Below are 22,978 nucleotides of genomic sequence, written 5' to 3' on the forward strand. Positions count from 1 at the left end.
GGGCAAGGAGGACCGCCAAAGTGAGCGGCGCAGGTCCCACACAGGACCGGAACGCGCGAAGGCGGGGGACGGAGGCGCGGGACGGAACTGTGGAACGGGCGCAGATCCGCCCGAGGCCGGGGCCGCAGGGCGGAGGGGCGCGACCGGCGCGCTCGCGTAGGGGGGGCGCAGGACGGAGCCACAGGACGGAGTGGCGCATTCCGCGCCCTCAAACATAGGCGCTTCGCCACAGGTTTCTTGCCACAGGCTCGGTGGCGGGGGCTTTGCCGCAGGTTCAGAACCCTGGGGCCGGGACGCTTGCGCCGACCCGCAGGGCGGGCCGACGCAGCGAATGGCAGCGCCGGTTCTGGGGGCGTGAGCCGCAAGGGCCTCGGGGGCAATGCGGGCGGTCTCCGGCGGCGATCCCGGCCTGCCGACATATCCCCGGGCGGGGGCTCCGCCGAAGGCATTCCGGCAGGTGCCCGGCCGGGGGCGTGAGCCGCTGGGGGGGGGAGGGCAATGCGGGCGGTTTCCGGCGCGACCCCGGCCTGCCGACATATCCCCGGGCGGGGGCTCTGTCCGGGGCATTCCGGCTGGCGCTTGAGCCGGATCGCGCCCCGGTCGCAGCCTTGCCGCTTTCCCGACCCGGCGCGCCGTGCGGAGCCCTCCGGGAAATCCCGCCCGCGACGCCGAAGCAAAGGCGAAAGAAAATGATCCGGGTCATGGCGCCGCTTCGGATTTGGCCCTAGCCTGCCACCGGAGGGCCACCGCGAGGCGGCATGGGGAGAGGGCGCCCGACGCGGAAACCGCTCTATGGCCCCGGTGGAGGAGCTGTGCTGCGCGCATGAGGATCGCGATCCTGACCGATATTCACGGCAACCGCCCGGCCTTCGAGGCGGTGCTGGCCGATCTTGCCGCCCGGGGGGCGGAGCGCATCGTCCTTCTGGGCGATTACGTCGGCTACGGCCCCGATCCCGAATGGTGCTGCGAGCGGGTCATGGCGCTGGTGGCGGGGGGCGCGACCGCGCTGCGCGGCAATCACGACGATGCCGCCGCCGGTCGGCCCCAGAGCATGAGCGCGCTGGCCCGCGCCGCGATGGACTGGACGCGCCCCCGCCTTTCGGCGGCGCAGAAGGCGTTCCTGGGCGCACTGCCGCTGCAGGCGCGCGAGGGCGAGGCGCTGTTCACCCATGCCTCGGCCAATGCGCCCTCGGACTGGATCTATGTCACCTCGGAGACCACGGCGGCGGGCTCGTTCCGGGCCTGCGACGCCCGGCTGATCTTCTGCGGCCATGTCCATGTGCCGCTGCTGGTCAGCCGCGACCGGGGGGGGGTGGTGCGGCCCCAGGGCTTTCGCATCGGCGCGGCGCTGCCCATGATCCGCTCGCGCCGCTGGCTGGCGGTGGCGGGATCGGTGGGGCAGCCGCGGGACGGCACGCCCGAGGCGGGATACCTGATGCTCGACACCGAGCCGGGGGGCGGCACGGCGGCCCCCGGGGCCGGAACGGTTGCGGGGGGCGGCGCGGTCGCGGAACTGACCTTCCTGCGCGTGCCCTATGACGCGGCGGGGGTGGCGGCGCGAAGCAGGGCCCTGGGCCTGCCCGAGGAGCTGGCGCTGCGGCTGGTGCGGGGGCGGTAAGGGGGCCGCCGCCGGTGCGGCGGCGAAGGGAGAAGGGCGGGGACATGACGCAAAGGCCGCATCAAGGCTTGCAGATCGACGGTTTCACCTTGGGCGAAAAGCTCCACACCGGGGGATTCGCCACGATCTGGGACGTGCGCCATCCCGACCACGACCTGCCGATGGTGATGAAGGTTCCCACCATCCTTGACGGCGACGACGGCCCGACCATCGTCGGCTTCGAGGTCGAGCAGATGATCATGCCCCGGCTGAGCGGCCCGCATGTGCCGCGCACCATCGCCACCGGCGATTTCGACGTCATGCCCTATATCGTCACCGAGCGGATCGAGGGTGGATCCTTCCTGCCCGTGTTCAAGCGCGCGCCGCTGCCGCTGCCGGACCTGGTCGAGATCGGCGCGCGGATGGCGGATGCGGTCGCGGACATCCACCGCCAGGGGGTGGTGCACCTGGACCTCAAGCCCGAGAACTTCCTCCAGCGCCCGGAAGGCGAGATGGTGCTGATCGACTACGGCCTGTCGCGCCACGACCGGCTGCCCGACCTTCTGGCCGAGGAATTCCGCATCCCCATGGGCACCTGGCCCTATATCGCGCCCGAGCAGATCCTGCGCGCGCGCTCGGACCCGCGCTCGGACCTGTTCGCGCTTGGCGCCATGCTCTACGAGATGGCGACCGGGCGCCCGCCCTTCGGCGTGCCGCAGAAGCTGCGCGCGACGCGGCGGCGGCTGTGGCGCGATCCCGACCCGCCGCGCGCGCTTCGCCCCGAGATCCCGGAATGGCTGCAGGAGATCATCCTGCATGCGCTGGAGGTCGATCCGCTGCGGCGCTACCAGGCGGCGGCGCAGATCGCCTTCGACCTGACCCATCCCGCCCAGGTGCGGCTGACCGGGCGGGCGCTGCGGCTGCGGCGCGACGGCTGGCTCAAGGTGTTCCACCGCTGGCGCGACCTGCGCGGGCTGAAGCAGTTCCACGCCCCGGATTCGGTGCAATCGCTGATGGAGACGGTGCCGATCCTGTGCGTGGCGGTGGACCTGGCGCCTGAGCACGAGGCGCTGTCCTTGCAATTGCGCGCCCATGTCCAGCGCATGCTGGTGACCCGGCCCGAGGCGCGGATCGCCTGCGTGAACGTGATCCGCACCGCGCGGCTCGGCATCGACCAGATGACCGACGCGCAGGGCAATCACCTGCATGTGGCGCGGCTGGTGGCGCTGAAACGCTGGGCCGAGGGGATCGGGCCCGGCGACGGTCGGCTGACCCATTCGGTGCTGGAATCGCCCGATCCGGCCCAGGCCCTGATCACCCATGCCGCGCGGATCCATGCCGACCATATCGTCATGGGCGCGCGGGGGCATTCCTCGACCCGGCGCTATCTCGGCTCGGTCTCGGCGCAGGTGGTGGCCGAGGCGCATTGCTCGGTCACCGTGATCCGGCTGCCCGAGACGCGGGGCGTGCTGGTGGATGGGGGCGCCGCGCCGCAGGTGCCCGCCTAGCGGAACCAGCCCTGCACGGTGCGCGCCCCGCCCGAGACGTCATCGCCGACGCCCGCCACGGTGTTGCATCCCGCCAGCGCCGCCATGAGCGCCGCCCCGATCATCCATCCGCGCATCAGCCCGTTCTTTCGCATCTGCCCGTTCTTGTGCATTGCCTGCCTCCGTCTTCTTTCCGGTTTCCGGTTTCTTATTCCTGATACCACCAGATATCGGGCTGGAATCCCAGCCAGTCGCCATAAAGCGGCAAGGTTTCGGGAAAGTGAAGACGCCGCGAATGCGCGATCCGCGCGCGGTCGCCATACCAGATCGGCACCACATAGCGCCCCGCCGTCAGCACCCGGTCGAGCGCCTGCACCGCCGCGTCGAATTCCGCCCGCTCCCCGGTCGAGAGCATGGTTTCGATCATCGCATCCACGGCGGGCGAGGCGATGCCGGGCCAGTTCCGCGTGCCCTCGGCCACGGCGGAGGCCGAACCCCAGTAGAGCGACTGCTCGTTCCCCGGCGAAAGCGAGACCGAGCGGATGTAATGCGTCATGTCGAAGTCGAAGGTATCGGTGCGGATCTTCATCTGCGCCGAATCCAGCACATTGACCCGCGCCTCGATCCCCAGGGGCTTGAGCGCCTCGACATAGAGGTTCGAGATCGCGACCATCTCGTCCTGGCCGGTGGTCAGCAGGATCTCGAAGCGGAAGGGCACGCCCGAGGCGTTGCGCAAGACGCCCCGGTCGTCGACCTGCCAGCCCGCCTCTTCCAGCAGCACCATGGCCGCGCGCAGGTTGCGCCGGTTGGCGGGCGATCCGTCCGAGACCGGCAGCGCATAGCCCTCAAGCGTGCCGGGGGGCAGGTCGGCGGCGAAGGGGGCCAGCAGTTCGGCCACCCGGCCCTCGGCGGGCGTGCCCGGCTCCATGCCCAGGGGCGAGTTCGAGAAATAGCTCTGGATCCGGGGCTGGACGCCGCCGGTGATGGTCCGGTTGATGAATTCGAAGTTGAAGGCCAGGATCAGCGCCTCGCGCACCCGCCAGTCGGCGAAGATCGGGCGGCGGGTGTTGAAGGCCAGCCCCTCGATCCCCGAGGGGCGGTGATGCGGGATCTCGGATTTCACCACCTCGCCCGAGGCGGCCAGGGGAAAGTCGTAAAGACTGTCCCATTTCGCCGGATTGGTCTCGCGGTAGCTGGTCAGGACGCCGGCCTTGAAGGCCTCGAACTGCGCCTGCGGCATCGAGAAATATTCGTGGCGGATCACCTCGAAATTCCACTGGCCGCGATTGAAGGCCAGGTCCTTGCCCCACCAGTCGGGGTTCTTGCGATAGGTGATCGACTGGCCGGGATCGACCCTTTCGACCAGATAGGGGCCGGAGCCTATCGGCACCTCGAAGCCCGAGGCCTCGAAATCGCGCCCCTCCCATTGCGCGCGCTTGAGGACGGGGCGCAGCCCCAGGATCAGCGGCAATTCGCGGTCGGCGGTGTTGAAGGTGAAGCGCAGGGTGCGGGGGCCGGTCGCCTCGGCGCGGGCCACCTTCGACCAGGCGGCGTGGTAGCGCGGATTGCCGATGGTGCCGAGCGTCTCGAAGGACCACAGCACATCCTCGACCGTGACGGGGCTGCCGTCCGAGAACCGGGCCTCTTCACGCAAGGTAAATTCCACGTATGAGCGCGAATCGTCGGTCTCGACCGATTCGGCCAGGAGGCCGTAGAGGGTGAAGGGCTCGTCGTAGTTGCGGCCCATCAGCGTCTCGACCACCAGGGGGGTGACGCCGGTTCCGGGGCGGCCCGAGGTGATGAACGGGTTCATGGAATCGAAACTGTTCGCCTCGCCCAATGTGATGGTGCCGCCCTGCGGCGCGTCGGGGTTCACCTGCGGCAGCGACACAAAATCCGGGGGAAGCGCCGGGTCGCCATACATAGCTATGCCATGCTTCGGCTCGGCCGACGCGGGCATGCCCGCCGCGCCAAGCCAGAGCGCCGCCATCAGGCAGCGCAGCGGGGCAAGCCTGGCCGTGCTTTTCATCATGCGCATTTCGGAAACGATCCCCGTTCAGCTTTCGGTCCTGCGGCCAGATTACGTCCCGGTTGCAGGCTTTTCAAACTTTTAGCTTGGCCCGCGCGGCCAAGGCGGCTATATAGTGTTTACTGCTCGATAGGTTTCTTGCCTGTATGAAACCTGCCTCAATGACTGGACGCCGGCCTTGCGCCGGCGTTTTTTTTGGTCCGCGCTTTGGGCGGGGGCGGCCGGAAAACCGGCCCCGCGAAGGATCCCGCGTCGCGGTGATCGGGCATGGCCTTTTGCGCCTGATCGTATAAAAATCCGGTGCAGTCGCAGAAATGGGAGGGTTTCATGGATCTCAAGGGCAAGCGCGCCGTCGTCACCGGGTCGAATTCCGGCATCGGGCTGGGCATCGCCGAAGAGCTGGCGCGCGCCGGTGCCGATGTCGTGATCAACAGCTTCACGAATCGTGATGAGGATCATGCCATCGCCCGCGACCTGGCCGGGCGATTCGGCGTGAAGGCGGCCTATGTCCAGGCCGATCTGTCGAAGGGCGACGAGGCGCGGGCGCTGGTCGCCCGGGCGGTGGAGGCCATCGGCGGCTGCGACATCCTGGTCAACAACGCGGGCATCCAGCATGTCGCCCCGGTCGAGGATTTCCCGGCCGAGACCTGGGACCGCATCATCGCGATCAACCTGACCTCGGCCTTCCACACCGCGGCGGCGGCGCTGCCGCTGATGCGGGCGGCGGGCTGGGGGCGCATCGTCAACGTGGCCTCGGCCCATGGGCTGACCGCCTCGCCCTACAAATCGGCCTATGTCTCGGCCAAGCACGGCGTGGTGGGCTTCACCAAGACCGTGGCGCTTGAGACGGCGGGGCAGGGCATCACCGCCAATGCGGTCTGCCCGGGCTATGTGCTGACGCCGCTGGTCGAGGCGCAGATCCCCGATCAGATGAAGGTCCACAACATGGATCGCGAGACCGTGATCCGCGAGGTGATGCTGCAACGCACCCCCTCGAAGCAATTCGCCACCACCGAGCAGATGGGCGGCACCGTGGTCTGGCTGTGCTCGCATTACGCCGATCAGGTGACCGGCACCACGATTTCCGTCGACGGCGGCTGGACCGCGCTGTGAGCGGGACGCGCGCCGCGAAGGGGGCGAAGGCCCCCGCCCGAACCTCTGCCCGAACTTCCGCCCGAGCGGCCGCCGAAGCGGCGGGGAAACCCGCGCGCGCGGCCCGGGCGGGCGCCGCTGCGGCGGGCGAAAGCCGGGCGCCCGCGGATCCGGGCCGGACAGGTCCCGCGGGGGCCGAAAGCAAGGCCTCCACCCTTTCAGGCCCCACTCTTTCAGGCCGCGTCAGCCTCGCGCTTCAGGGCGGCGGCGCGCATGGCGCCTTCACCTGGGGCGTGCTCGACCGCCTGCTGGAGGAGCCGGGGCTTGAGATCGCCGCCGTCACCGGCACATCGGCCGGCGCGCTGAACGGCGCCTGCCTCAAGGCGGGCCTGGTCGCCGGAGGCCCCGAGGCCGCCCGCAAGCGCCTGCGCGCCCTGTGGGAGCGCGTGGCCGATATCGGCGATCTGCGGATGATCCCCTGGATGCAGCCCTTCCTGCCCGCGATGCGGCTGTGGCAGGACACCGCCCAGGCCCTGCTGCCGGTCAGCCCGGCCGGCCTTGCCGCGCAGATCTGGTCGCCCTACGCGCTTGGCGGCCAGTATCGCAACCCGCTGGAGCCGGTGGTGCGCGACCTCGATTTCAGCGAGGTCTGCGCGGGCGCGGGCCCGGCGCTGTTCGTCGGCGCGACCAATGTGCGCACCGGCAAGGTCCGGGTCTTCGCCGGGAACGAGATCACGCCCGAGGCGATCATGGCCTCGGCCTGCCTGCCCAGCGTCTTCCAGGCCGTCGAGATCGGCGACGAGACCTATTGGGACGGCGGCTATGCGGGCAATCCCTCGCTCTGGCCGCTCTACCAGAAGGACCTGCCCGACGATATCGTGATCGTCCAGGTCAACCCCCTGCGCCGCGATTCCATCCCCGAGACGCCGCTGGAGATCCAGAACCGCGTGAACGAGATCAGCTTCAACGCCTCGCTGCTGTCGGAGCTGCGCTCGGTCGCCTTCGTCAAGCGCCTGCTGGCGGAAGGGCGCCTCCAGCCTGGCCAGATGAAGGATCTGCGCATCCATATGATCGCGGACGACGCGCTGATGAACGACCTTTCGGCGACCTCGAAGCTGCAACCGGGCGGCGCGCTGGTCGAGCGGCTGTTCGAGGCCGGGCGCGCCGCCGCCGCGGGTTTCGTCGCCGGGGACGGCAGGTCGGTGGGCATCGAGAGCACGGCCGATCTGACCGGCCTGCTCGGCTAAGGACAGGCCCGGTCCGGCGGCGGGGCCCAGGGACTCAGCCGTCGATCCGCGCCATCTCGATCGCGATGGCGGCGGCCAGGCGCGCGTTGTTCAGCACCAGCGCGACATTGGCTTCCAGCGAGCGGCCCCGGGTCAGTTCCAGGATCCGGCCCAGCAGGAAGGGCGTGACCGCCTTGGCGCTGATCCCCTGCGCCTCGGCCTCGCGCAGGGCGGCCTCGATATGGGGCACGATCTCCTCGCGGGGGATCTCATGCGCGGCGGGGATCGGATTGGCGACAAGCTGCGCGGCGGGCAGGCCGAGCGCGCGCCGCATCGCCCAGGCCCGCGCGATGGCCCCGGCGCTGTCCAGCCGGATCGGCGCCTTCAGCCCCGAATCGCGCGACCAGAAGGCCGGGAAGGCGTCCTGGCCATAGGCGATCACCGGCACGCCGTCGGTCTCCAGCACCTCAAGCGTCTTCGGCAGGTCGAGGATCGCCTTAGCCCCCGCCGCGACCACCGTGACCGAACCCTGCGCCAGCTCGCGCAGATCGGCGGAAATGTCGAAACTGCTCTCGGCGCCGCGATGGACGCCGCCGATCCCGCCGGTGGCGAAGACATGGATCCCCGCCAGCCCCGCCGCGATCATCGTCGCCGCCACCGTGGTCGCGCCGTAGCCCCCGCCCGCAAGGCAGGCGCCGATATCGGCGCGAGAGACCTTGGCCACCTCGCGCGCCTGCGCCAGTTCGCGCAGTTCCGCCTCGGTCAGGCCGATGTGCAGCCGTCCCCCCATCACGGCGATGGTGGCGGGAACCGCCCCGGCCTGGCGCACCTCGGCCTCGACCCGCAGCGCGGTCTCCAGGTTGTCCGGCCAGGGCATGCCATGGGTGATGATGGTGGATTCCAGCGCGACCAGCGCCCGCCCCCCGTCTCTCGCGGCGGCGACCTCGGGCGAAAAGGCAAGCGGCAGGGCCGACGGGGTGGGGGCGGTCATGACGGCATCTCTCCTGAAACATAGGCGGCGGCAGAGGCGAGGGCCTTCGACAGCGCCTCCTCCCGCGTCCCGCCCGCGCGTTCGGCCACCAGATGGGCGGCCATGAATGTATCGCCCGCACCGGTGACCCGGGTCACCGGCACCCGGGGCGGGCGGGCCGAGATCACGCCCGCGCCGCGTCGCCCGCAGGCGGCGGCGCGCCCGCCATCGGTGACCAGAACCCGCGCGGCGCCCCGCGACAGCAGCGCCTCGGCCGCCGTATCCGCCGTCCCGGCCGAGGCCTGGGCAAGGATATTGGCCTCTTCCAGATTGGCATAGATCGTCACATGCGCCGGGCCAAGCAGCGGGCGCAGCCGCTCGGCCTTGCCGGGGCTTGCAGGCGCCACCCGCAGGTCGGCGGCGGCAAACAGCGGCGAGGCGGCGATCGCCGCCAGCAGCGCCCCGGTCAGGTTGCCGTCCAGCGCCACCGGCCCGGCCCAGGGCGCGCCCGCATGCCCCAGCCGCCCGTCGGCCAGGGGGGCGAGGATCGCCTCTCCCGCCGCCTCCAGCGAATGGGCGTCGGCGATGGCGGCGATCAGCCCGTTCGCGCCCTCGACGGCCATGTAGCGGTCGGTGGGCAGATCGGCCGGGCGCAGCGCGAAGGCGGTCGAGACGCCGAGGCTCTCGGTCTCGCGGATCAATTCGTCGCCCTCGGCATCGCGGCCGATGGCGGTAAGCACCGCGGGCGCCAGGCCGAACCGCGCCAGCGTCGCGGCGATGTTCATCGCCACGCCCCCGGGCAGGCGCGAGATGCGGCCCGGCAGGTCCGAACCCTGCCGCATCGCCGCGGCCGAGCGCCCGATGATGTCCCAAAGGACCGAGCCGATGCACAATATGTCGGGTGTCCTGACCATGGCCGCTTTTCGCCGCTTGCCGCGCGGCGCGCAAGTGGCAGCGCGCGCCCCGACCCCGAAGGCCGCCGTCCCCCAGGGCCGACCCGCGCGCCCGACGCATTCGCAGCCAACCCTCCGCCGCATACACCCAGACCCCCAAGGCGCCTTGCCCTGCACCAGATGCGCCACCCGGACCCAACCGCACCCCGCAGACCCGCCCAAAACACGGCTCCGCCTCTTCATCTTGGCCAAAATATCCCCGCCGGAGGCCCCGGCCAGCCCGGGGGCACCCCGTCCGGCACGATGCGCCACGCCATGGCCAGCAGTTTCCCTGCTTGCCTTCCCCGCCCCCTGCCGCTATATGCGCGCCACTTCACAGGCGGATGCGGGCCTCGGCGGGGAGAAATCCCGCCAAGGTCCACCGGTTGGGGCTGATGCCCTGAATCATCCGCTCAGGCGCAAACCGGAAAGGACACGACATGGCGCTTCCCGATTTCTCGATGCGTCAGCTCTTGGAAGCTGGCGTTCACTACGGTCACCAGACGCAGCGCTGGAACCCGCGGATGGCCGAATACATCTACGGCGACCGCAACGGTATCCACATCCTCGACCTGACCCAGACCGTGCCGCTCCTCGACCAGGCGCTCAAGGTCGTGCGCGACACCGTGGCCCGCGGCGGCCGCATCCTCTTCGTCGGCACCAAGCGCCAGGCACAGAAGCCGATCGCCGAAGCCGCCGAGAAATGCGCGCAATATTACATGAACCACCGCTGGCTGGGCGGCACGCTGACCAACTGGAAGACCGTCTCCCAGTCGATCCAGCGCCTCAAGCAGATCGACGAGGTCCTGGCCTCGGGCGGCGAGGGTCTGACCAAGAAAGAGCGCCTCAACATGGAGCGCGACCAGGCCAAGCTGCAAGCCAGCCTCGGCGGCATCCGCGAGATGGGCGGCACCCCCGACCTGATCTTCATCGTGGACGTGGGCAAGGAAGACCTCGCCATCCTCGAGGCGCAGAAGCTGGGCATCCCGGTCGTGGCCGTGGTCGACACCAACTGCTCGCCCAAGGGCGTGGATTACGTGATCCCGGGCAATGACGACGCCGCCCGCGCCATCGCGCTTTACTGCGACCTGATCTCGCGCGCGGCGCTCGACGGCATGTCGGCGCAGCTCGGCGCCGCCGGCGTCGATCTCGGCGCGCTGGAAGAGGCGCCCGAGGAAGAGGCCGCCGAGGCCTGATCCGACGCCCCTCCGGCGCGAAGCGGGGCGATCCGCCCCGCTTTCCCGGAAAGCTGTCACGAATCCGTTTCCCGGCGGGGGTCTGATCCCGCCGGATCGCCCCCTATCGAAGGAGCAGGAACATGACGATCACCGCCGCTATGGTGAAAGAGCTGCGCGACGCCACCGGCGCGGGCATGATGGACGCCAAGAAGGCGCTGACCGAGACCGAAGGCAACATGGAAGCCGCCGTCGACTGGCTGCGCACCAAGGGCCTCGCGAAAGCCGCCAAGAAGGCCGACCGCGTCGCGGCCGAGGGCCTGGTCGGCGTCGCCGTCTCGAACGGCAAGGGCGTCGCGGTCGAGATCAACTCGGAAACCGATTTCGTCGCCAAGAACGCCGATTTCCAGGCGCTGGTGCGCGAAGTGGCCAAGGTCGCGCTGGAAACCGGCGATGAGGTCGAGGTGGTCAAGGCCGCCGATCTGAACGGCAAGACCGTCGAGACCGTCATCTCCGAAGCCATCGCCCGCATCGGCGAGAACCTGAACTTCCGCCGCCTGCATGTGCTGGAAGGCCAGACCGTCGTGTCCTATGTCCACAACTCGGCCGCCGACGGCATGGGCAAGATTGGCGTGCTGGTCGCGCTGAACGGCCCCGAGGACAAGGCCAGGGAGATCGGCAAGCAATTCGCGATGCATATCGCCGCGACCTCGCCGCTGTCGCTGTCGGAGGCCACGCTCGACCCGGCGCTGCTGGAGCGCGAGCTTCAGGTCCAGACCGCCAAGGCGCTGGAAGAAAACGCCACCTCCTCCAAGCCCAAGCCCGATCAGGTGATCCACAACAACATCATCCCGGGCCGGATGAAGCGCTTCCTTGCCGAGAACACGCTGCTCGGCCAGGCCTTCGTGATCAATCCCGACCTGACCGTCGAACAGGCGGCCAAGGAAGCCGGGGTCGAGATCACCGGATATGCCCGCGTCGCCGTGGGCGAGGGCGTCGAGAAGAAGTCCGAGGATTTCGCCGCCGAAGTCGCCAAGGCGCTTCAGGGCTGATGCTTTCGCGCCTGGGCCGGAAAGGGCGCGGGCCGCGCATGAGACCGGGAAAAGCCGGGCCGCCTTCGGGCGCGCCCGGCTTTTTCGTTCCCCGGCGGGCTGGCGCCGCCTGCCGCCGTGCCGCTCGGGCGGTGCCATCCCCTGGAATGCGGAGAGTGACGGAAGCCAGGATCCGGCGTTTGCCGGTCTTCAGGTCTGTCGGTCTTCAGGTCTGTCGGTCTTCAGGTTTGCCAGCCTCCTGGGGGGCGAGGAGATCGGCAGGAGCAGGCCGTCGCCTGAATCCCCCGGAAACCTGTCCGGGGATCGGGGCGTCGTTTGGGCGCGGAGTGGAGACTGCCGAAATCGCGACGCTCCACCCCGCTGTTCCCGGGCGGAAATGCCCTTTGACGGAACGGTGCCACGTTGTCGGCGCCGCAACGGGGCGCATAGTGCGGCATTCCCGACCTTCTCTTCCGCGCGCCGAGCCGCCCCGCTGGCGCCTTCGGCCCATACAGGGGGGCTTCTCTCGCGGGCGTGAAGCGGTGCTGATCCTTGGCGGCGGAGTCTCTCCGCTGGCGCTTTCCCTGCGCGGAACCTGGGTTTGTCTCACCCGTGCCTGCCGATCAGGAGAGGGATTCCCCCCGGGTGGCGTAGATGGGCGGCGTAAACGGGCGGCGTTAAACGGTGCGGATCGAAAGCGGCGGGGCTTTCCTGGCCGCCCTTTCCCCGCGCGGCAGCGGCCATTCGCCTTGCCGAGGCATCCGGCCCGGACAGGGGCGTGGAGTGGCCGTCAACGATAGCGGCGGCCGCGGGGGTCCCTTTGCTTCGCGCGCGAGGCGGTGGGTGTCTGGCGGTTTGCGGGCAGGCTGCGCATCGGCGCGCTTCCGTGCGCGAAGCCGTGGGCCTGCTTTGTCGGCGGCGGGCCCCGTCTGGCCGTCAGAGCCAAATCGTCCCCGGGCCGCTCGCAGGCAGCGCCTCATCGCCCGCATGCGGGGCGCGAGCGGGCTGGCGGCTTGTCGGCCTCCGGCGCGCCGACCGTGCCTCAGCGCGCGGCGCGGGCGGCGGGGGGATCGTCGGAGGGGCCCAGGAAGATCATGTTCAAAAGCGCGCCCTTGGCCACCGCCTGGGCCGTGGTCTCGACCGCCAGCGCCTCGCGCGCCAGCCGCAGGTGCTTTTCCACCATGGCCGAGGACACCCCCATCAGCAGCGCCACATCCTGCGTCGTCTTGCCGTCCGCCACCCATTCCAGCGCCTCGCGCTGGCGCGGCGACAGGCTGCGGGCGCGGCTGAGTTGCGGCAGTTGCACGATCCGCAGATGCATCATATGCGCCACCGCCAGGATCTCGTTCTGGCGCGCGGCCCAGATCCGCTCCACCGCCGCATGGTCGAGCCCGGGATCCGCGATCAGCCCGAGCGCGCCCTTGGCCCGGGCCGAGGTCTGCGGGAAGGAGACCGTGATCCCCGCCCCGATCCCGAGCGCGAGATTGCGGCGCACCGACTCGGCTTCGTCGGGGGCGAGACGGCCCGCCGCGAGCGCCTCATGCACCCATTTCCAGGTGCAGGCGCCGGAATTGCGCTCGGCCCAGCGAAACAGCGGCGAGCGGTTGAACTGCCCGCCCTGGAAATAGGCCCGGGCATAGGCCTCGTCGCAGGTGGTCAGATAGAGCGCATCCTCGGGATCGCCGATGGTGCGGGCGTGGCGGAAACGGGTGAAGCCGTAGTTCGCCCGTGTCAGGCCGAGCCCGGCGAAATATCCGCAGGCCTGGCTCCAGGTCTCGTCGATGCTGGGGCTTTGGGCGATGCGGCCCAGAAGCCCGAGGATGGCGCAGCCGGTCATTTCAGCCTCCTTCCGGATGGGGGCGGGGGTTCCGCCGGGGTCTTCGTCGTTCGGTCCTCCATTGCATATGCAGCGCGGGCCGGGGCTGTCGAGCCCCGGAAGGGATTGAAAACAAACATGACGGAAGATGTCATCAAACCGTGCCTTGGGCGGCGCGGATCGCCCGGCCCCCCCCCGCCCCGGCCTTTCCTCTTGCGGGGGCTGCTGCCAAGGCAGGGCTGGTGCTGGCGGGTGATTTTCCGCAGGCCGAGGTCGGGACTTATCGGGACGGGCTTGGCGGGGATATGCGGGGGGGCGGTGGCGGATGGCGGTAAGGGGGCGCTGCCCCCGTCCGCGCCGGGGCGCGGACTCCCCCGGGATATTTTTGCAAAGAAGAATGTGGGGCGGATTGGTGAGTGGGAGGGGTTCGGGTTCCTCGGGGCCTGTCGCCTGGTGGGGCGCCGGGGGCGAGGAGGGGCGGTGGCGGGCGGCTTCAGGAAACGAGGCCGGTTTCGCGCAGGAGGCCCAGGCGTTTGGCCTCGTAGTAATAGCCGCGCGCATACCAGCCGATGGCGGCATCCTGGTTGCCGCGCGACACCAGCCAGGCGCCGCGCAGGTATTTGCCGGCGAATTCCAGATTGGTTTCGGCATCGAGCAGCCCCTCGGGCGCGCCGCGATAGCCCATGGTCCGCGCCGTCTGGGGATGGATCTGCATCAGCCCCCAGTAAGGCCCGTTGCGGGCGGCCGGATTATAGCCGCTTTCACGCTGGACCACCCGGTGGAGCAGGCTTTCGGGGATCTCGTGATGCGCGGACCATTTGCGGATGAGGCGCCGCATCTCGGGCGTCTCGCCGGGATGGAGCGCGGCGGGGTTCGGGGCGCTCCCGTCGGCCCGGCGGCTGCCGCAGGCGGCGAGGGCGAGGGGCAGGGCGGCGATCAGGCCTAGGGCCTTGCGGCGCGGATGCGGCATCTGGGTCTCCACCGGTCGGGGCGCGGTATGTTCAGGGCGAAGATAGGCCGGGGCCGGGGGCGCGGCAAGCCGTGCCGGACCCATCTGCGCGGACCGGCGCCGCGGAACCGCCGCGTTCGGGTGGATCCGTCATCTGCCTGTTTCCTTGGCAGGGCAGAACCCGGGGCAGGCCGCACCCTTGCTTGGGGGTTGCATGACGAAAAGGCCCAGATATAGTCGGGCAGGCGGAGGGCCGGGTTTCGCCCTTCCCGTCGGCGACCGGACGGGGGACCGGACGGCCGCTGGCCCGCCGGGGCTAAGTGGAGTGTCTTGCGCAAATGGACGGTGATTTCAGAACTCAATTCGTGCGCGAGCCTGCGGCGCTGAAGCATTTTCCGGCGCTGGTCCTGAATGCGGATTTCCGCCCGCTCAGTTACTATCCGCTCAGCCTCTGGCCCTGGCAGGAGGCGATCAAGGCGGTCTTTCTCGACCGGGTGACGATCGTGGCGGAATACGACCAGATCGTGCGGAGCCAGCGAAGCGAGATACGGATCCCCTCGGTCGTGGTGTTGAAGGAATTCGTCAAACCCCAGAAGCGCGTGGCCTTCACGCGCTTCAATCTTTTTCTGAGGGACGAATTCTGCTGCCAGTATTGCGGCGCCAAGGGCGATCTGACCTTCGACCATGTGCTGCCGCGCGCGCGCGGCGGCATCACCAGTTGGGAGAACGTCGTCGCCGCCTGTTCGCCCTGCAACCTGCGCAAGGGCTCGAAAACGCTGCGCCAGTCCGGGTTGCGCCTGCGCCGCACGCCGCGCCCGCCCACGGCCGAGGAAATGCAGGCCCATGGCCGCCGCTTTCCGCCCAACCACCTGCATGACAGTTGGATGGACTATCTTTACTGGGATGCCGAGCTGGAGGCCTAGGCCGGAATGGCAAGGCCTATCTGTAAACGGCATCATAAATCTCACCAAAACCAGGGGTCTGATGCCGAAAATGACCCATCGGATTCACAATCTGCCGATTTTCGGCAGTTGCAGAGCAGTGCAAGGGTGAGGCCGCGTGACAAAGATTGCGCTCTCTCACTGAACTTTCGAGGCAGAGGGCGATACATTTGCCCCCTGCCACCGGAAGGTTCAGGCCGCCTCCCAGACCTGATTGAGGATCCTGGCCGCGATCTCGGCTTTGTCCTGCGGCAAGAAGCGCCCGTAGTGCTGGGCGACCATCTCGGCTGTATCCTGTATCGCATAGCTGGCCTGTTCATAGGAACCGGTCTGTTTCAGGATATGCGTGGCCAGAACGTCCCGGACGTTGTGGGGGCCGTGGGGCAGCAGACCCTTGATGGCACCGCGCTCTGTCCACGGGTTGTAGATGCCATAGCGCTGGATTGCTGTGCGCCAGGCTTCATAGAAGGTGTTTTGGCAATAGGCGGCATTGGTGCTGGTCATCTTCGCCGTCTTGACGAAGAGGGTATCGGGATCGGCCGCTGTGCCGATCAGCCTGCTTCGGTGCCGATCGATCCAGGCCTCCAGTAGTTCATAGAGACGGCCAAGGTCGGGCAGGATCAGTCGGAACGGTTTTGATCCGAAGAAGGACGAGTTGGCGTTCTTGAATGCGACGGATGGGATCAGGATCTCCCAGCCGTGATCGCGGCTGCTCCAGCGCAACTCGCCGCGCTTCATGTCTTCGAGCTTGCGCTCCGACGTGGGCAGGTTGCGCGGTTTGCACAGCAGCAGCTCCCTCAGGTTCTTCTGCCGCAATCCGGTGTGCAGGCCGATGCGGAGCAGCAGGAAGGATCTGACGGCCTCCGCCGCGGCGCGCGGATGATGTCGTTCATCCGGCATCCGGGCCAGGATCTCCTCGGTGATCTTGCGATACTCGCCGACCGGGCTGGAGGCCTCCAGGACCGGCAGGATGGGCTCGAAGGGATCGCGGTGGATCCGGGCGACGCGATCGATTTCCTTGATACGCCGCCGGGCGTGCTTATACATCCTCTCGCATGCGCCGGGCCAGTCGTCACGGGCTGCGGCGATGTCCTGACCGCTGATCAGCCCATCGATTTCATGCAGGTTGTCTGCGATGCGCGGGGTCTGGCGCAGCCAGCCGGTTTCCTCACGGCAGAAGGCGGCGGCGATGGAAAGAAGGTCGACTTCCCATTTGGTGTAGAACCCGCGGCGCCGTTCGCGCCATGTGAGATACCAGTCCCAGACTTGTGGAAAGACCATCATTGCGAAGGTCAGCAGCTTTGGATCAACGCCGCGCCCCTGAACCTCACTTTCGGGCGGGGCGGCGAAGGCGCCGAACCACAGCCCGAAATGCTCGACCTTCTGCGAGGCTGTCTCGGTCCCCCACCTCAAGGCGGTGAAAGCTCTGATCAGCCATGACGACGGCGGCCCCTGGCTGGTGCAGGCGCCGGCGGAAATCTGTTCCGGGCTGGCGGGCGGGGCTTATGTGTCCTCGGCCGAGATTGCGCGTTTCCAGACGGACTACGCAAGCATCGCGATAGTCGCGCGCACAGTCGGCATCCACGCCCGCTCCGTGCAGCGCATGCTCGAAGAACGCGGCGTCTGGCCGATCTTCGATCCCGCCCGGCTCGGATCACGGATCTATCGGCAGGCCGACGTGGTCGGATTTATGTCGGAGGTGAGCGGTAAGTTCGAGCGCGGTCGCCGTGCAGTTTTCGACCCGAAAGCACCGGATTTCACGAAAAATGGCCAGTTTGGTGAATCCGATGATGCCTTTTTGTGAATCCGCTATGTCACTTCCTGTTCAGGGATTGCTTTCGCCATATAAAAATCAATGAGTTGCGTCAAAAATTGTGCTTTTTATGGTGCTCTCTACACTATCGCGGATCCTGCGGCGCGGGGGTCCGGCGGGTATGGACCAGCCGCAGATGGGGCGCGCGCGCGGCCGTGGCGGTCCCGGATGGGCGCAGGCGGGGGAGGGCGTGTTCGGCGAAGCCCTCGATGGGCGGGGACTCGATGTGCAGGGAGTCGTGGCGCAGCGGTCCGGGGCGCAGGGGGCTCTCCAGGGGGCCCTCCAGGGGCTCGCTCCTGGCATGGGTGACGGTGAAGCGGCGCGGCTTGCGTTCGGCCTTGCCGTCACCGGCGAGGCAGCCGAGCACCGGATGCGACCCGTGATCCTCGGGCGCGAGCGGCAGGAGCAGCATCCGCGCGCTCAACTCGGGCTGGCCAAGCGCGCGCTCGGCCAGAAGGTCGATCCGGGCGAGGCTGCGGCCGCGCGCCACCGCTTCGATCATCGGAGTGATCCGGGCCCGCGCGCCGGGCAGGAACAGCATGGTCAGCGGCAGGCCCCTCATGTCGCAGCCGCCCAGATCGGCCAGGCCGGAACCCGCGATGCCAAGCCGCAGGATGCCCTCGCCGATACGCTCGGCGATGAAGACATGCGACAGGATCGGCGCCAGCCCGCGCGGATCCAGCATCGCACGGGTGGGAAAGCCGCCGTCCTCGCGGCGCAGCGCCTCCCAATAGGCGCGCAGGATCTGCGGCGCGGTGTCGCGCGGTGTCGGGCGGGCACCGCCGCCGAGGAATGAAAAGACCATCGCCTTCCCCCGTTCGCTTGTCGTCGGCCTTCGCCGCCTGCCGCCGTTTCTTGCGGTCCGAACCCTTGTTGCCAAAGCCTTCCGGCCCGCACGGCCGCCCCGCCTCTTTCACGCCGCGCCGTTGCCGGATGTTGCCCGCGCGCGGCGCCTTTGCTAGGTCGGAGAAGCGTGCCGGAGCCTGCGCGCCGGGACGCGGCCTTCTGGCAAGACCCCCGGCCTTAGGTTTCGTCTTAACGGGAATCCGGCGGATGCGCTGGAAAATCTTGACAAATGGTTAACCGACAAAGGGTTGACCATCGCGGCCGGGACCTGGCGGTTCCGCCATTCTCGAACGGGGTTTGAACGGCGCATGACGGTTTCGATGACGGGCTTTGCCGCAGGGCGCGGCGAGGGGGCGGGCCATGGCTGGCAGTGGGAGATCCGCTCGGTCAACGGCAAGGGGCTGGAGCTGCGGCTGCGGGTCCCGGACTGGATCGACGGGCTTGAGGCCGCGATCCGGGCCGAGCTGCAAAAGGCGCTTGGGCGCGGCAATGTCAGCCTGTCCCTGAAATTGGTCCGGGACGAGGGCGCCGCGCCCCCCGCCCGGGTCAACCGCGCCACGCTGGCCGGGGTGCTGGCCGCGCTGGCCGAGGCCGAGGGGATGGCGATGGCGGCGGGGGTCACGCTGGCGCAGGCGACGGCGGCGGATGTGCTGGCGATGCGCGGCGTGATGGAAACCGGCGCGGTGGAAGAGGATACCGCGCCGCTGCGCGACCTGATCCTGCAGGGATTGCCCGCGCTGCTGGCGGATTTCGACGCCATGCGCCGGGCCGAGGGCGCGGCGCTGCGGGGCGTGCTGGCCGCGCAGCTCGACCGGATCGCCGCGCTGGTCGCCGAGGCCGCGGGCGCCGCCGAGGCCCGCCGCCCCCGCGCGGCGCAGGCGCTGGAAGAGGCGCTCGCCCGGCTTGGCGCCAATGCCGAGGGCTTCGACCCCGCCCGGGTGGCGCAGGAGCTTGCGCTGCTCGCGGTGCGCCAGGACGTGGTCGAGGAACTCGACCGGCTGCAGGCCCATGTCGCCGCCGCCCGCGCGCTTTTGGCGCAGACCGTTCCGGTCGGTCGCAAATTCGATTTCCTGATGCAGGAATTCCTGCGCGAGGCCAATACCTTGCTGTCGAAATCCCAAGACAGGGAGCTGACCCGCATCGGGCTTGATCTGAAGACGCTGATCGACCAGATGCGCGAACAGGTCCAGAATGTGGAATGATGCCCCATGACTGACATGCCGTCCGATACGCAGACCGAGAAGCCCGCCGTCCTCCCCCGCCGGGGGCTCTTGCTGATCCTGTCCTCGCCCTCGGGGGCGGGGAAATCCACGCTGGCGCGGCGGCTGATGGACTGGGACCCCGACCTGCGCTTTTCGGTCTCGGCCACCACGCGGGCGCCCCGGCCGGGCGAGGCGCATGGCGTGCATTACTGGTTCCACGACCACGCGGGCTTTCGCGCGCTGGTCGAACAGGGCGGCATGCTGGAACATGCCGAGGTCTTCGGCAATTTCTACGGCAGCCCCCGCGCGCCCGTAGAGGCCGCCATGGCCGAGGGGCGCGACACGCTTTTCGACGTGGACTGGCAGGGCGGCCAGCAGATCCGCAATTCGGCGCTTGGGCGCGACGTGGTCTCGGTCTTCATCCTGCCGCCCTCGATCGCCGAGCTGGAGCGCAGGCTGCGCGGGCGCGGCCAGGACAGCCCCGAGGTGATCGCGGGCCGGATGGCGAAAAGCCGCGACGAGATCAGCCATTGGGCGGAATACGATTATGTGCTGGTCAACGACGATCTGGACGCGACATTCGAGCGGCTGAAAGGCATCATCGCCGCCGAGCGGCAGCGCCGCGACCGCCAGCCGGGGCTGAGCGATTTCGTGCGCGGCCTGAACCGCGAATTCGAAGGGGAGGGAACGGCATGATCTGGGAACTCGACGGCATCCGGCCCGAGATCGCCTCCGACGCCTGGGTGGCGCCCGGGGCGCAGGTGATCGGCAAGGTGCGGCTGGGGCCGGGGGCTGGCATCTGGTTCGGCGCGGCGCTGCGCGGCGACAACGAATGGATCGAGGTGGGCGAGGGCTCGAACATCCAGGAGAATTGCGTCCTGCACACCGATATCGGCTATCCGCTGACCATCGGCGCGCATTGCACCATCGGGCACAAGGCGCTCTTGCATGGCTGCACCATCGGCGAGGGCAGCCTGATCGGCATGGGCGCCATGGTGATGAACGGGGCAAGGGTCGGCCGGGGCTGCCTGATCGGCGCGGGCAGCCTGATCACCGAGGGCAAGGAGATCCCCGACGGCAGCCTGGTGATGGGCGCCCCGGGCCGCGTGGTGCGCGCTCTGGACGAGGCCGCGCGGGCGCGGCTTCTGGACTCGGCCACCGGCTACCGCGCCAATGCGGCGCGGTTCCGCCAGGGGCTGCGGCCCCTTGGCACCGACGCGGGTTGAGAGCGCGAAGATGGAACATACCGCATTGGCCGAGTTGCTGGCGGGTCTTCCTTTCCCCGCCTTCGTCGTCGGCGCCGACGAGCGGATAGAGGCCGCCAATGCCGCCAGCCTGCCGATTCTGGGGCAGGCCGCGGTCGGGCGCAACCTTGCGCTGGCCCTGCGCGCGCCGCCGCTGCTGGCGGCGGTGGCGGCGGTCCACGCGGGCGAGGCCGCGCGCGACGTGCCCCTGCGGCTGTCGGACGAGACGCTGTTTCGCGCCAATGTCTCGCCGCTCAGCGGTCCGGGCGGGATGCGCGCCTTCTGCGTGTTGCGCGACATGACCTCCGAGGTGCAGTCCGAGGCGATCCGGCGCGATTTCGTCGCCAATGTCAGCCATGAATTGCGCACCCCCCTGACCGCGATGATCGGCTTCATCGAGACCCTGCGCACCTCGGCCCGCGACGATGCCAATGCGCGCGAACGCTTTCTGGGCATCATGGAGCGCGAGGCGGGCCGGATGAACCGCCTGGTGCGCGATCTGCTGCATCTGAGCCGGGTCGAATCCGAGGAACGGATGCGTCCGCGCGACCAGGTCGATCTGGCCGGGGTGCTGCGCGGTGCCGCCTCGACCGTGCGGCCAGGCGCCGAGGAGAAGCAAAGCCACATCACCATCATCGGCGCCGACGCCCCGGTGATGGTGACGGGCGATGCCGACCAGTTGACCCAGGTCTTCCTGAACCTGATCGAGAATGCGGTGAAATACGGCGCCCCGGGGCAGGAGGTCCGCGTCTCGGTCACGCGCGAGACGGTCTCTCGCGGCGCCTTCCTGCGCGTCGACGTGATCGACCGGGGCGAGGGGATCGACCCGATCCACCTGCCGCGCCTGACCGAACGCTTCTACCGCGTGGACGCGCACCGCTCGCGCGCCGAGGGCGGCACCGGGCTGGGGCTGGCCATCGTCAAGCATATCGTGAACCGCCATCGCGGCAGCCTGCGCATCGACAGCCGCAAGGGCGAGGGCTCGACCTTCTCGGTCCTGCTGCCCGAGGGGGAATAGGCGGCGGAATGGCCCCCGGGGGGCGGGATCGCTCGGCGGAAGCGGCGGGTGACGCGACAGGCCGCCCCGTCGAGCGGATATGCCCGAACAGACCCGCCCGAACGGGCAGCAGGCGGGCAGGCCGTCGGCCGGGGAACAGCGGGCTTGGGTGCGAGCAGGCGACCCGGCAGGCTGCCGAAGAAATGTCTCGCGACCGCGTCGAGGCGGAATTCTTCCCTGAAGTGCCAAAGATCACTGCGGAAACCGGATTTTGGCCCGCTACCGGACCGATCTACCGCACAGGCCGCCGCCGCATGACCTTTTCGGCAGCCAGCTAGAGCCGCGCCAGACGCTCGGTCAGCAGGGCGAAGAGGCCGTCGCGGTCCACCTCGCGCAGGAACAGCGCATTGGCGGGCCGGTCGGTCACGCGCCACCAGTCGGCCACCGTCATGCCCAGGGTCAGTTCCGACCCGGTCTCGATCTCGACATTGATCTCGCGGCCCGAGAACAGGCCCGGCGCCAGCAGCCAGGCGATCACGCAGGGGTCGTGCAGCGGCCCGCCCTCGCTGCCGTATTTCGCCACGTCGAAGCGTTCGAAGAAATCGGTCCAGCCCGCGACGGCGCGGCCGACCGGCGTCTCCAGCGCGCGCATCCGCGCGATCCAGTCGCGCGAAGTCAGCGCCTTGTGGGTGGCATCCAGCGGCACCATGACCACGCGGCAGCCGGATTTCAGAACGATCTCGGCGGCTTCCGGGTCGACGTAGATGTTGAACTCGGCGGCGGGGGTGATGTTGCCCACCTCAAAATAGGCCCCGCCCATCAGGACGATCTCCTGCACGCGGGCGGCGATCTCGGGCGCGCGGCGGAAGGCGGTGGCGATATTGGTCAGCGGCCCGAGCGGGCAGAGCGTGACCGTGCCGGGCGGTTCGCGCATCAGGGTCTCGACGATGAAATCGACGCCATGCTGCGGCTCCAGCGCAAGACGCGGCACGGGCAGGTCCGCGCCGTCGAGCCCGGTCTTGCCGTGGACATGTTCGGCGGTGACCAGCGCGCGGTGCATCGGCCGATCGCAGCCCGCGAAGACCCGGGCCGGGCGGCCCGAAAGCTCGACCACCCGGCGGGCATTGGCCTCGGTCAGCGCCAGCGGCACATTGCCCGCGACGGCGGTGATGCCCAGGACCTCGATCTCCTCGGGACTGGCCAGCGCCAGAAGGATGGCCACCGCGTCGTCCTGTCCGGGATCGGTGTCGATGATGATCTTGCGCGGAGGCTTCGGTCTGGACATGGGGGTTCCGTTTCTAGGGTGAGCCGGAGGCAGGGAGGCAGGGAGGCAGGGAGGCAGGGAGGCAGGGAGGCAGGGAGGCAGGGAGGCAGGGAAGCCGATCCGTCCGGCCTTGTCCAGACCGTCCCGGTTATCGGATGGGGAGCCTTCGGAGGAGGTGGGTCTTTGGAAGGGCCGGGGCCTTCTCGCGCGCCGGATCCCGGGCCTGATCCCAGGATGGGCGCAGGATCGTCCTTGTCTGTCTGGACCGGCCAGGCAGGCGGATGGTGTCGGGAGGATCGGCCAGGCCGCCCGTCAGGACTCGCCACCCGGTCGGCACAGGCCCCGCGACAGCACGGGTCTACCGTCA

General features: G+C 69.2%; 21 protein-coding genes. 12 read left to right on the top strand and 9 right to left on the bottom strand.

Features of this window, described 5'->3' with window-relative positions; all coding sequences use genetic code 11:
- Positions 1-823 precede the first annotated feature (823 nt).
- Both ABNX41_RS01165 and ABNX41_RS01170 read left to right on the top strand, forming a co-directional pair.
- The gene (locus ABNX41_RS01165) at positions 824-1,618 is read left to right on the top strand and encodes a metallophosphoesterase family protein (RefSeq protein WP_438667880.1); all 795 of its coding nucleotides are present in this window, start codon (positions 824-826) and stop codon (positions 1,616-1,618) included.
- Between the two features lie 44 nt (positions 1,619-1,662).
- On the top strand, positions 1,663-3,105 hold the full coding sequence (locus ABNX41_RS01170) for a protein kinase domain-containing protein (RefSeq protein WP_438667881.1): 1,443 nt from the start codon (positions 1,663-1,665) through the stop codon (positions 3,103-3,105).
- On the opposite strand, the gene ABNX41_RS01175 is transcribed toward ABNX41_RS01170, so the two are convergent.
- Together ABNX41_RS01175 and ABNX41_RS01180 are read right to left on the bottom strand one after the other, a co-directional pair.
- Positions 3,102-3,257, bottom strand: a complete 156-nt coding sequence (locus ABNX41_RS01175; RefSeq protein ID WP_438667882.1) for a hypothetical protein — start codon at positions 3,255-3,257, stop codon at positions 3,102-3,104. The genes ABNX41_RS01170 and ABNX41_RS01175 overlap by 4 nt on opposite strands.
- A gap of 35 nt (positions 3,258-3,292) precedes the next feature.
- Entirely contained in the window at positions 3,293-5,113 is a 1,821-nt protein-coding gene (locus tag ABNX41_RS01180) for an extracellular solute-binding protein (RefSeq protein WP_438667964.1), read from the bottom strand.
- Positions 5,114-5,440: 327 nt separating this feature from the next.
- On the opposite strand from ABNX41_RS01180, the gene ABNX41_RS01185 reads away from it, so the two are divergent.
- Positions 5,441-6,226 carry a 3-hydroxybutyrate dehydrogenase gene (locus tag ABNX41_RS01185; RefSeq protein WP_438667883.1) on the top strand — a complete coding sequence of 262 codons (786 nt, stop codon included), beginning with the start codon at positions 5,441-5,443 and terminating at the stop codon, positions 6,224-6,226.
- The gene (locus ABNX41_RS01190) at positions 6,223-7,452 is read left to right on the top strand and encodes a patatin-like phospholipase family protein (RefSeq protein ID WP_438667884.1); all 1,230 of its coding nucleotides are present in this window, start codon (positions 6,223-6,225) and stop codon (positions 7,450-7,452) included. Before ABNX41_RS01185 ends, ABNX41_RS01190 begins: the two co-directional genes overlap by 4 nt.
- A 34-nt stretch (positions 7,453-7,486) precedes the next feature.
- Here the strand turns inward: ABNX41_RS01190 and ABNX41_RS01195 are convergent, their stop codons facing one another.
- Both ABNX41_RS01195 and ABNX41_RS01200 read right to left on the bottom strand, forming a co-directional pair.
- Positions 7,487-8,422 (bottom strand): pseudouridine-5'-phosphate glycosidase, encoded by a 936-nt coding sequence (locus ABNX41_RS01195; RefSeq protein WP_438667885.1) that lies wholly within the window; start codon positions 8,420-8,422, stop codon positions 7,487-7,489.
- On the bottom strand, positions 8,419-9,315 hold the full coding sequence (locus tag ABNX41_RS01200) for a PfkB family carbohydrate kinase (protein ID WP_438667886.1): 897 nt from the start codon (positions 9,313-9,315) through the stop codon (positions 8,419-8,421). Before ABNX41_RS01200 ends, ABNX41_RS01195 begins: the two co-directional genes overlap by 4 nt.
- Before the next feature lie 458 nt (positions 9,316-9,773).
- Between ABNX41_RS01200 and rpsB the strand changes: the two genes are divergently transcribed.
- Both rpsB and tsf read left to right on the top strand, forming a co-directional pair.
- Positions 9,774-10,529: a 30S ribosomal protein S2 gene (rpsB, locus tag ABNX41_RS01205; protein ID WP_438667887.1), complete on the top strand. Its 756-nt coding sequence runs from the start codon at positions 9,774-9,776 to the stop codon at positions 10,527-10,529.
- A 122-nt stretch (positions 10,530-10,651) separates the two neighbouring features.
- On the top strand, positions 10,652-11,560 hold the full coding sequence (tsf, locus tag ABNX41_RS01210) for a translation elongation factor Ts (protein WP_438667888.1): 909 nt from the start codon (positions 10,652-10,654) through the stop codon (positions 11,558-11,560).
- Positions 11,561-12,581: 1,021 nt separating this feature from the next.
- On the opposite strand, the gene ABNX41_RS01215 is transcribed toward tsf, so the two are convergent.
- Together ABNX41_RS01215 and ABNX41_RS01220 are read right to left on the bottom strand one after the other, a co-directional pair.
- The gene (locus tag ABNX41_RS01215) at positions 12,582-13,376 is read right to left on the bottom strand and encodes a helix-turn-helix transcriptional regulator (RefSeq protein WP_438667889.1); all 795 of its coding nucleotides are present in this window, start codon (positions 13,374-13,376) and stop codon (positions 12,582-12,584) included.
- A gap of 472 nt (positions 13,377-13,848) precedes the next feature.
- On the bottom strand, positions 13,849-14,325 hold the full coding sequence (locus tag ABNX41_RS01220; protein ID WP_438667890.1) for a transglycosylase SLT domain-containing protein: 477 nt from the start codon (positions 14,323-14,325) through the stop codon (positions 13,849-13,851).
- 317 nt (positions 14,326-14,642) lie between these two features.
- On the opposite strand from ABNX41_RS01220, the gene ABNX41_RS01225 reads away from it, so the two are divergent.
- Positions 14,643-15,227 (top strand): HNH endonuclease, encoded by a 585-nt coding sequence (locus ABNX41_RS01225; protein ID WP_438667891.1) that lies wholly within the window; start codon positions 14,643-14,645, stop codon positions 15,225-15,227.
- Positions 15,228-15,437: 210 nt separating this feature from the next.
- On the opposite strand, the gene ABNX41_RS01230 is transcribed toward ABNX41_RS01225, so the two are convergent.
- Entirely contained in the window at positions 15,438-16,658 is a 1,221-nt protein-coding gene (locus tag ABNX41_RS01230) for a hypothetical protein (protein WP_438667892.1), read from the bottom strand.
- A gap of 4 nt (positions 16,659-16,662) precedes the next feature.
- Between ABNX41_RS01230 and ABNX41_RS01235 the strand changes: the two genes are divergently transcribed.
- Positions 16,663-17,049: a hypothetical protein gene (locus tag ABNX41_RS01235; protein ID WP_438667893.1), complete on the top strand. Its 387-nt coding sequence runs from the start codon at positions 16,663-16,665 to the stop codon at positions 17,047-17,049.
- Between the two features lie 94 nt (positions 17,050-17,143).
- On the opposite strand, the gene ABNX41_RS01240 is transcribed toward ABNX41_RS01235, so the two are convergent.
- Positions 17,144-17,863, bottom strand: coding sequence for a PAS domain-containing protein (locus ABNX41_RS01240; protein ID WP_438667894.1), 720 nt, complete (start codon positions 17,861-17,863; stop codon positions 17,144-17,146).
- A 349-nt stretch (positions 17,864-18,212) separates the two neighbouring features.
- Between ABNX41_RS01240 and ABNX41_RS01245 the strand changes: the two genes are divergently transcribed.
- From ABNX41_RS01245 to ABNX41_RS01260, 4 genes are read left to right on the top strand one after another with little or no spacing between them, the layout of a single operon-like run.
- On the top strand, positions 18,213-19,106 hold the full coding sequence (locus ABNX41_RS01245) for a YicC/YloC family endoribonuclease (RefSeq protein ID WP_438667895.1): 894 nt from the start codon (positions 18,213-18,215) through the stop codon (positions 19,104-19,106).
- A 6-nt stretch (positions 19,107-19,112) separates the two neighbouring features.
- Positions 19,113-19,802 carry a guanylate kinase gene (gene gmk / locus ABNX41_RS01250; protein ID WP_438667896.1) on the top strand — a complete coding sequence of 230 codons (690 nt, stop codon included), beginning with the start codon at positions 19,113-19,115 and terminating at the stop codon, positions 19,800-19,802.
- Positions 19,799-20,332 carry a gamma carbonic anhydrase family protein gene (locus tag ABNX41_RS01255; RefSeq protein WP_438667897.1) on the top strand — a complete coding sequence of 178 codons (534 nt, stop codon included), beginning with the start codon at positions 19,799-19,801 and terminating at the stop codon, positions 20,330-20,332. Before gmk ends, ABNX41_RS01255 begins: the two co-directional genes overlap by 4 nt.
- Positions 20,333-20,342: 10 nt before the next feature.
- Complete coding sequence (locus ABNX41_RS01260; protein ID WP_438667898.1) at positions 20,343-21,368, top strand: sensor histidine kinase; 1,026 nt, start codon at positions 20,343-20,345, stop codon at positions 21,366-21,368.
- A gap of 313 nt (positions 21,369-21,681) precedes the next feature.
- Here the strand turns inward: ABNX41_RS01260 and ABNX41_RS01265 are convergent, their stop codons facing one another.
- Positions 21,682-22,632: a nucleoside hydrolase gene (locus ABNX41_RS01265; protein WP_438667899.1), complete on the bottom strand. Its 951-nt coding sequence runs from the start codon at positions 22,630-22,632 to the stop codon at positions 21,682-21,684.
- Positions 22,633-22,978: the final 346 nt, after the last annotated feature.

The sequence above is a fragment of the Pseudogemmobacter sonorensis genome (assembly GCF_042762395.1).
GTDB classification, from domain to species: domain Bacteria; phylum Pseudomonadota; class Alphaproteobacteria; order Rhodobacterales; family Rhodobacteraceae; genus Pseudogemmobacter; species Pseudogemmobacter sonorensis.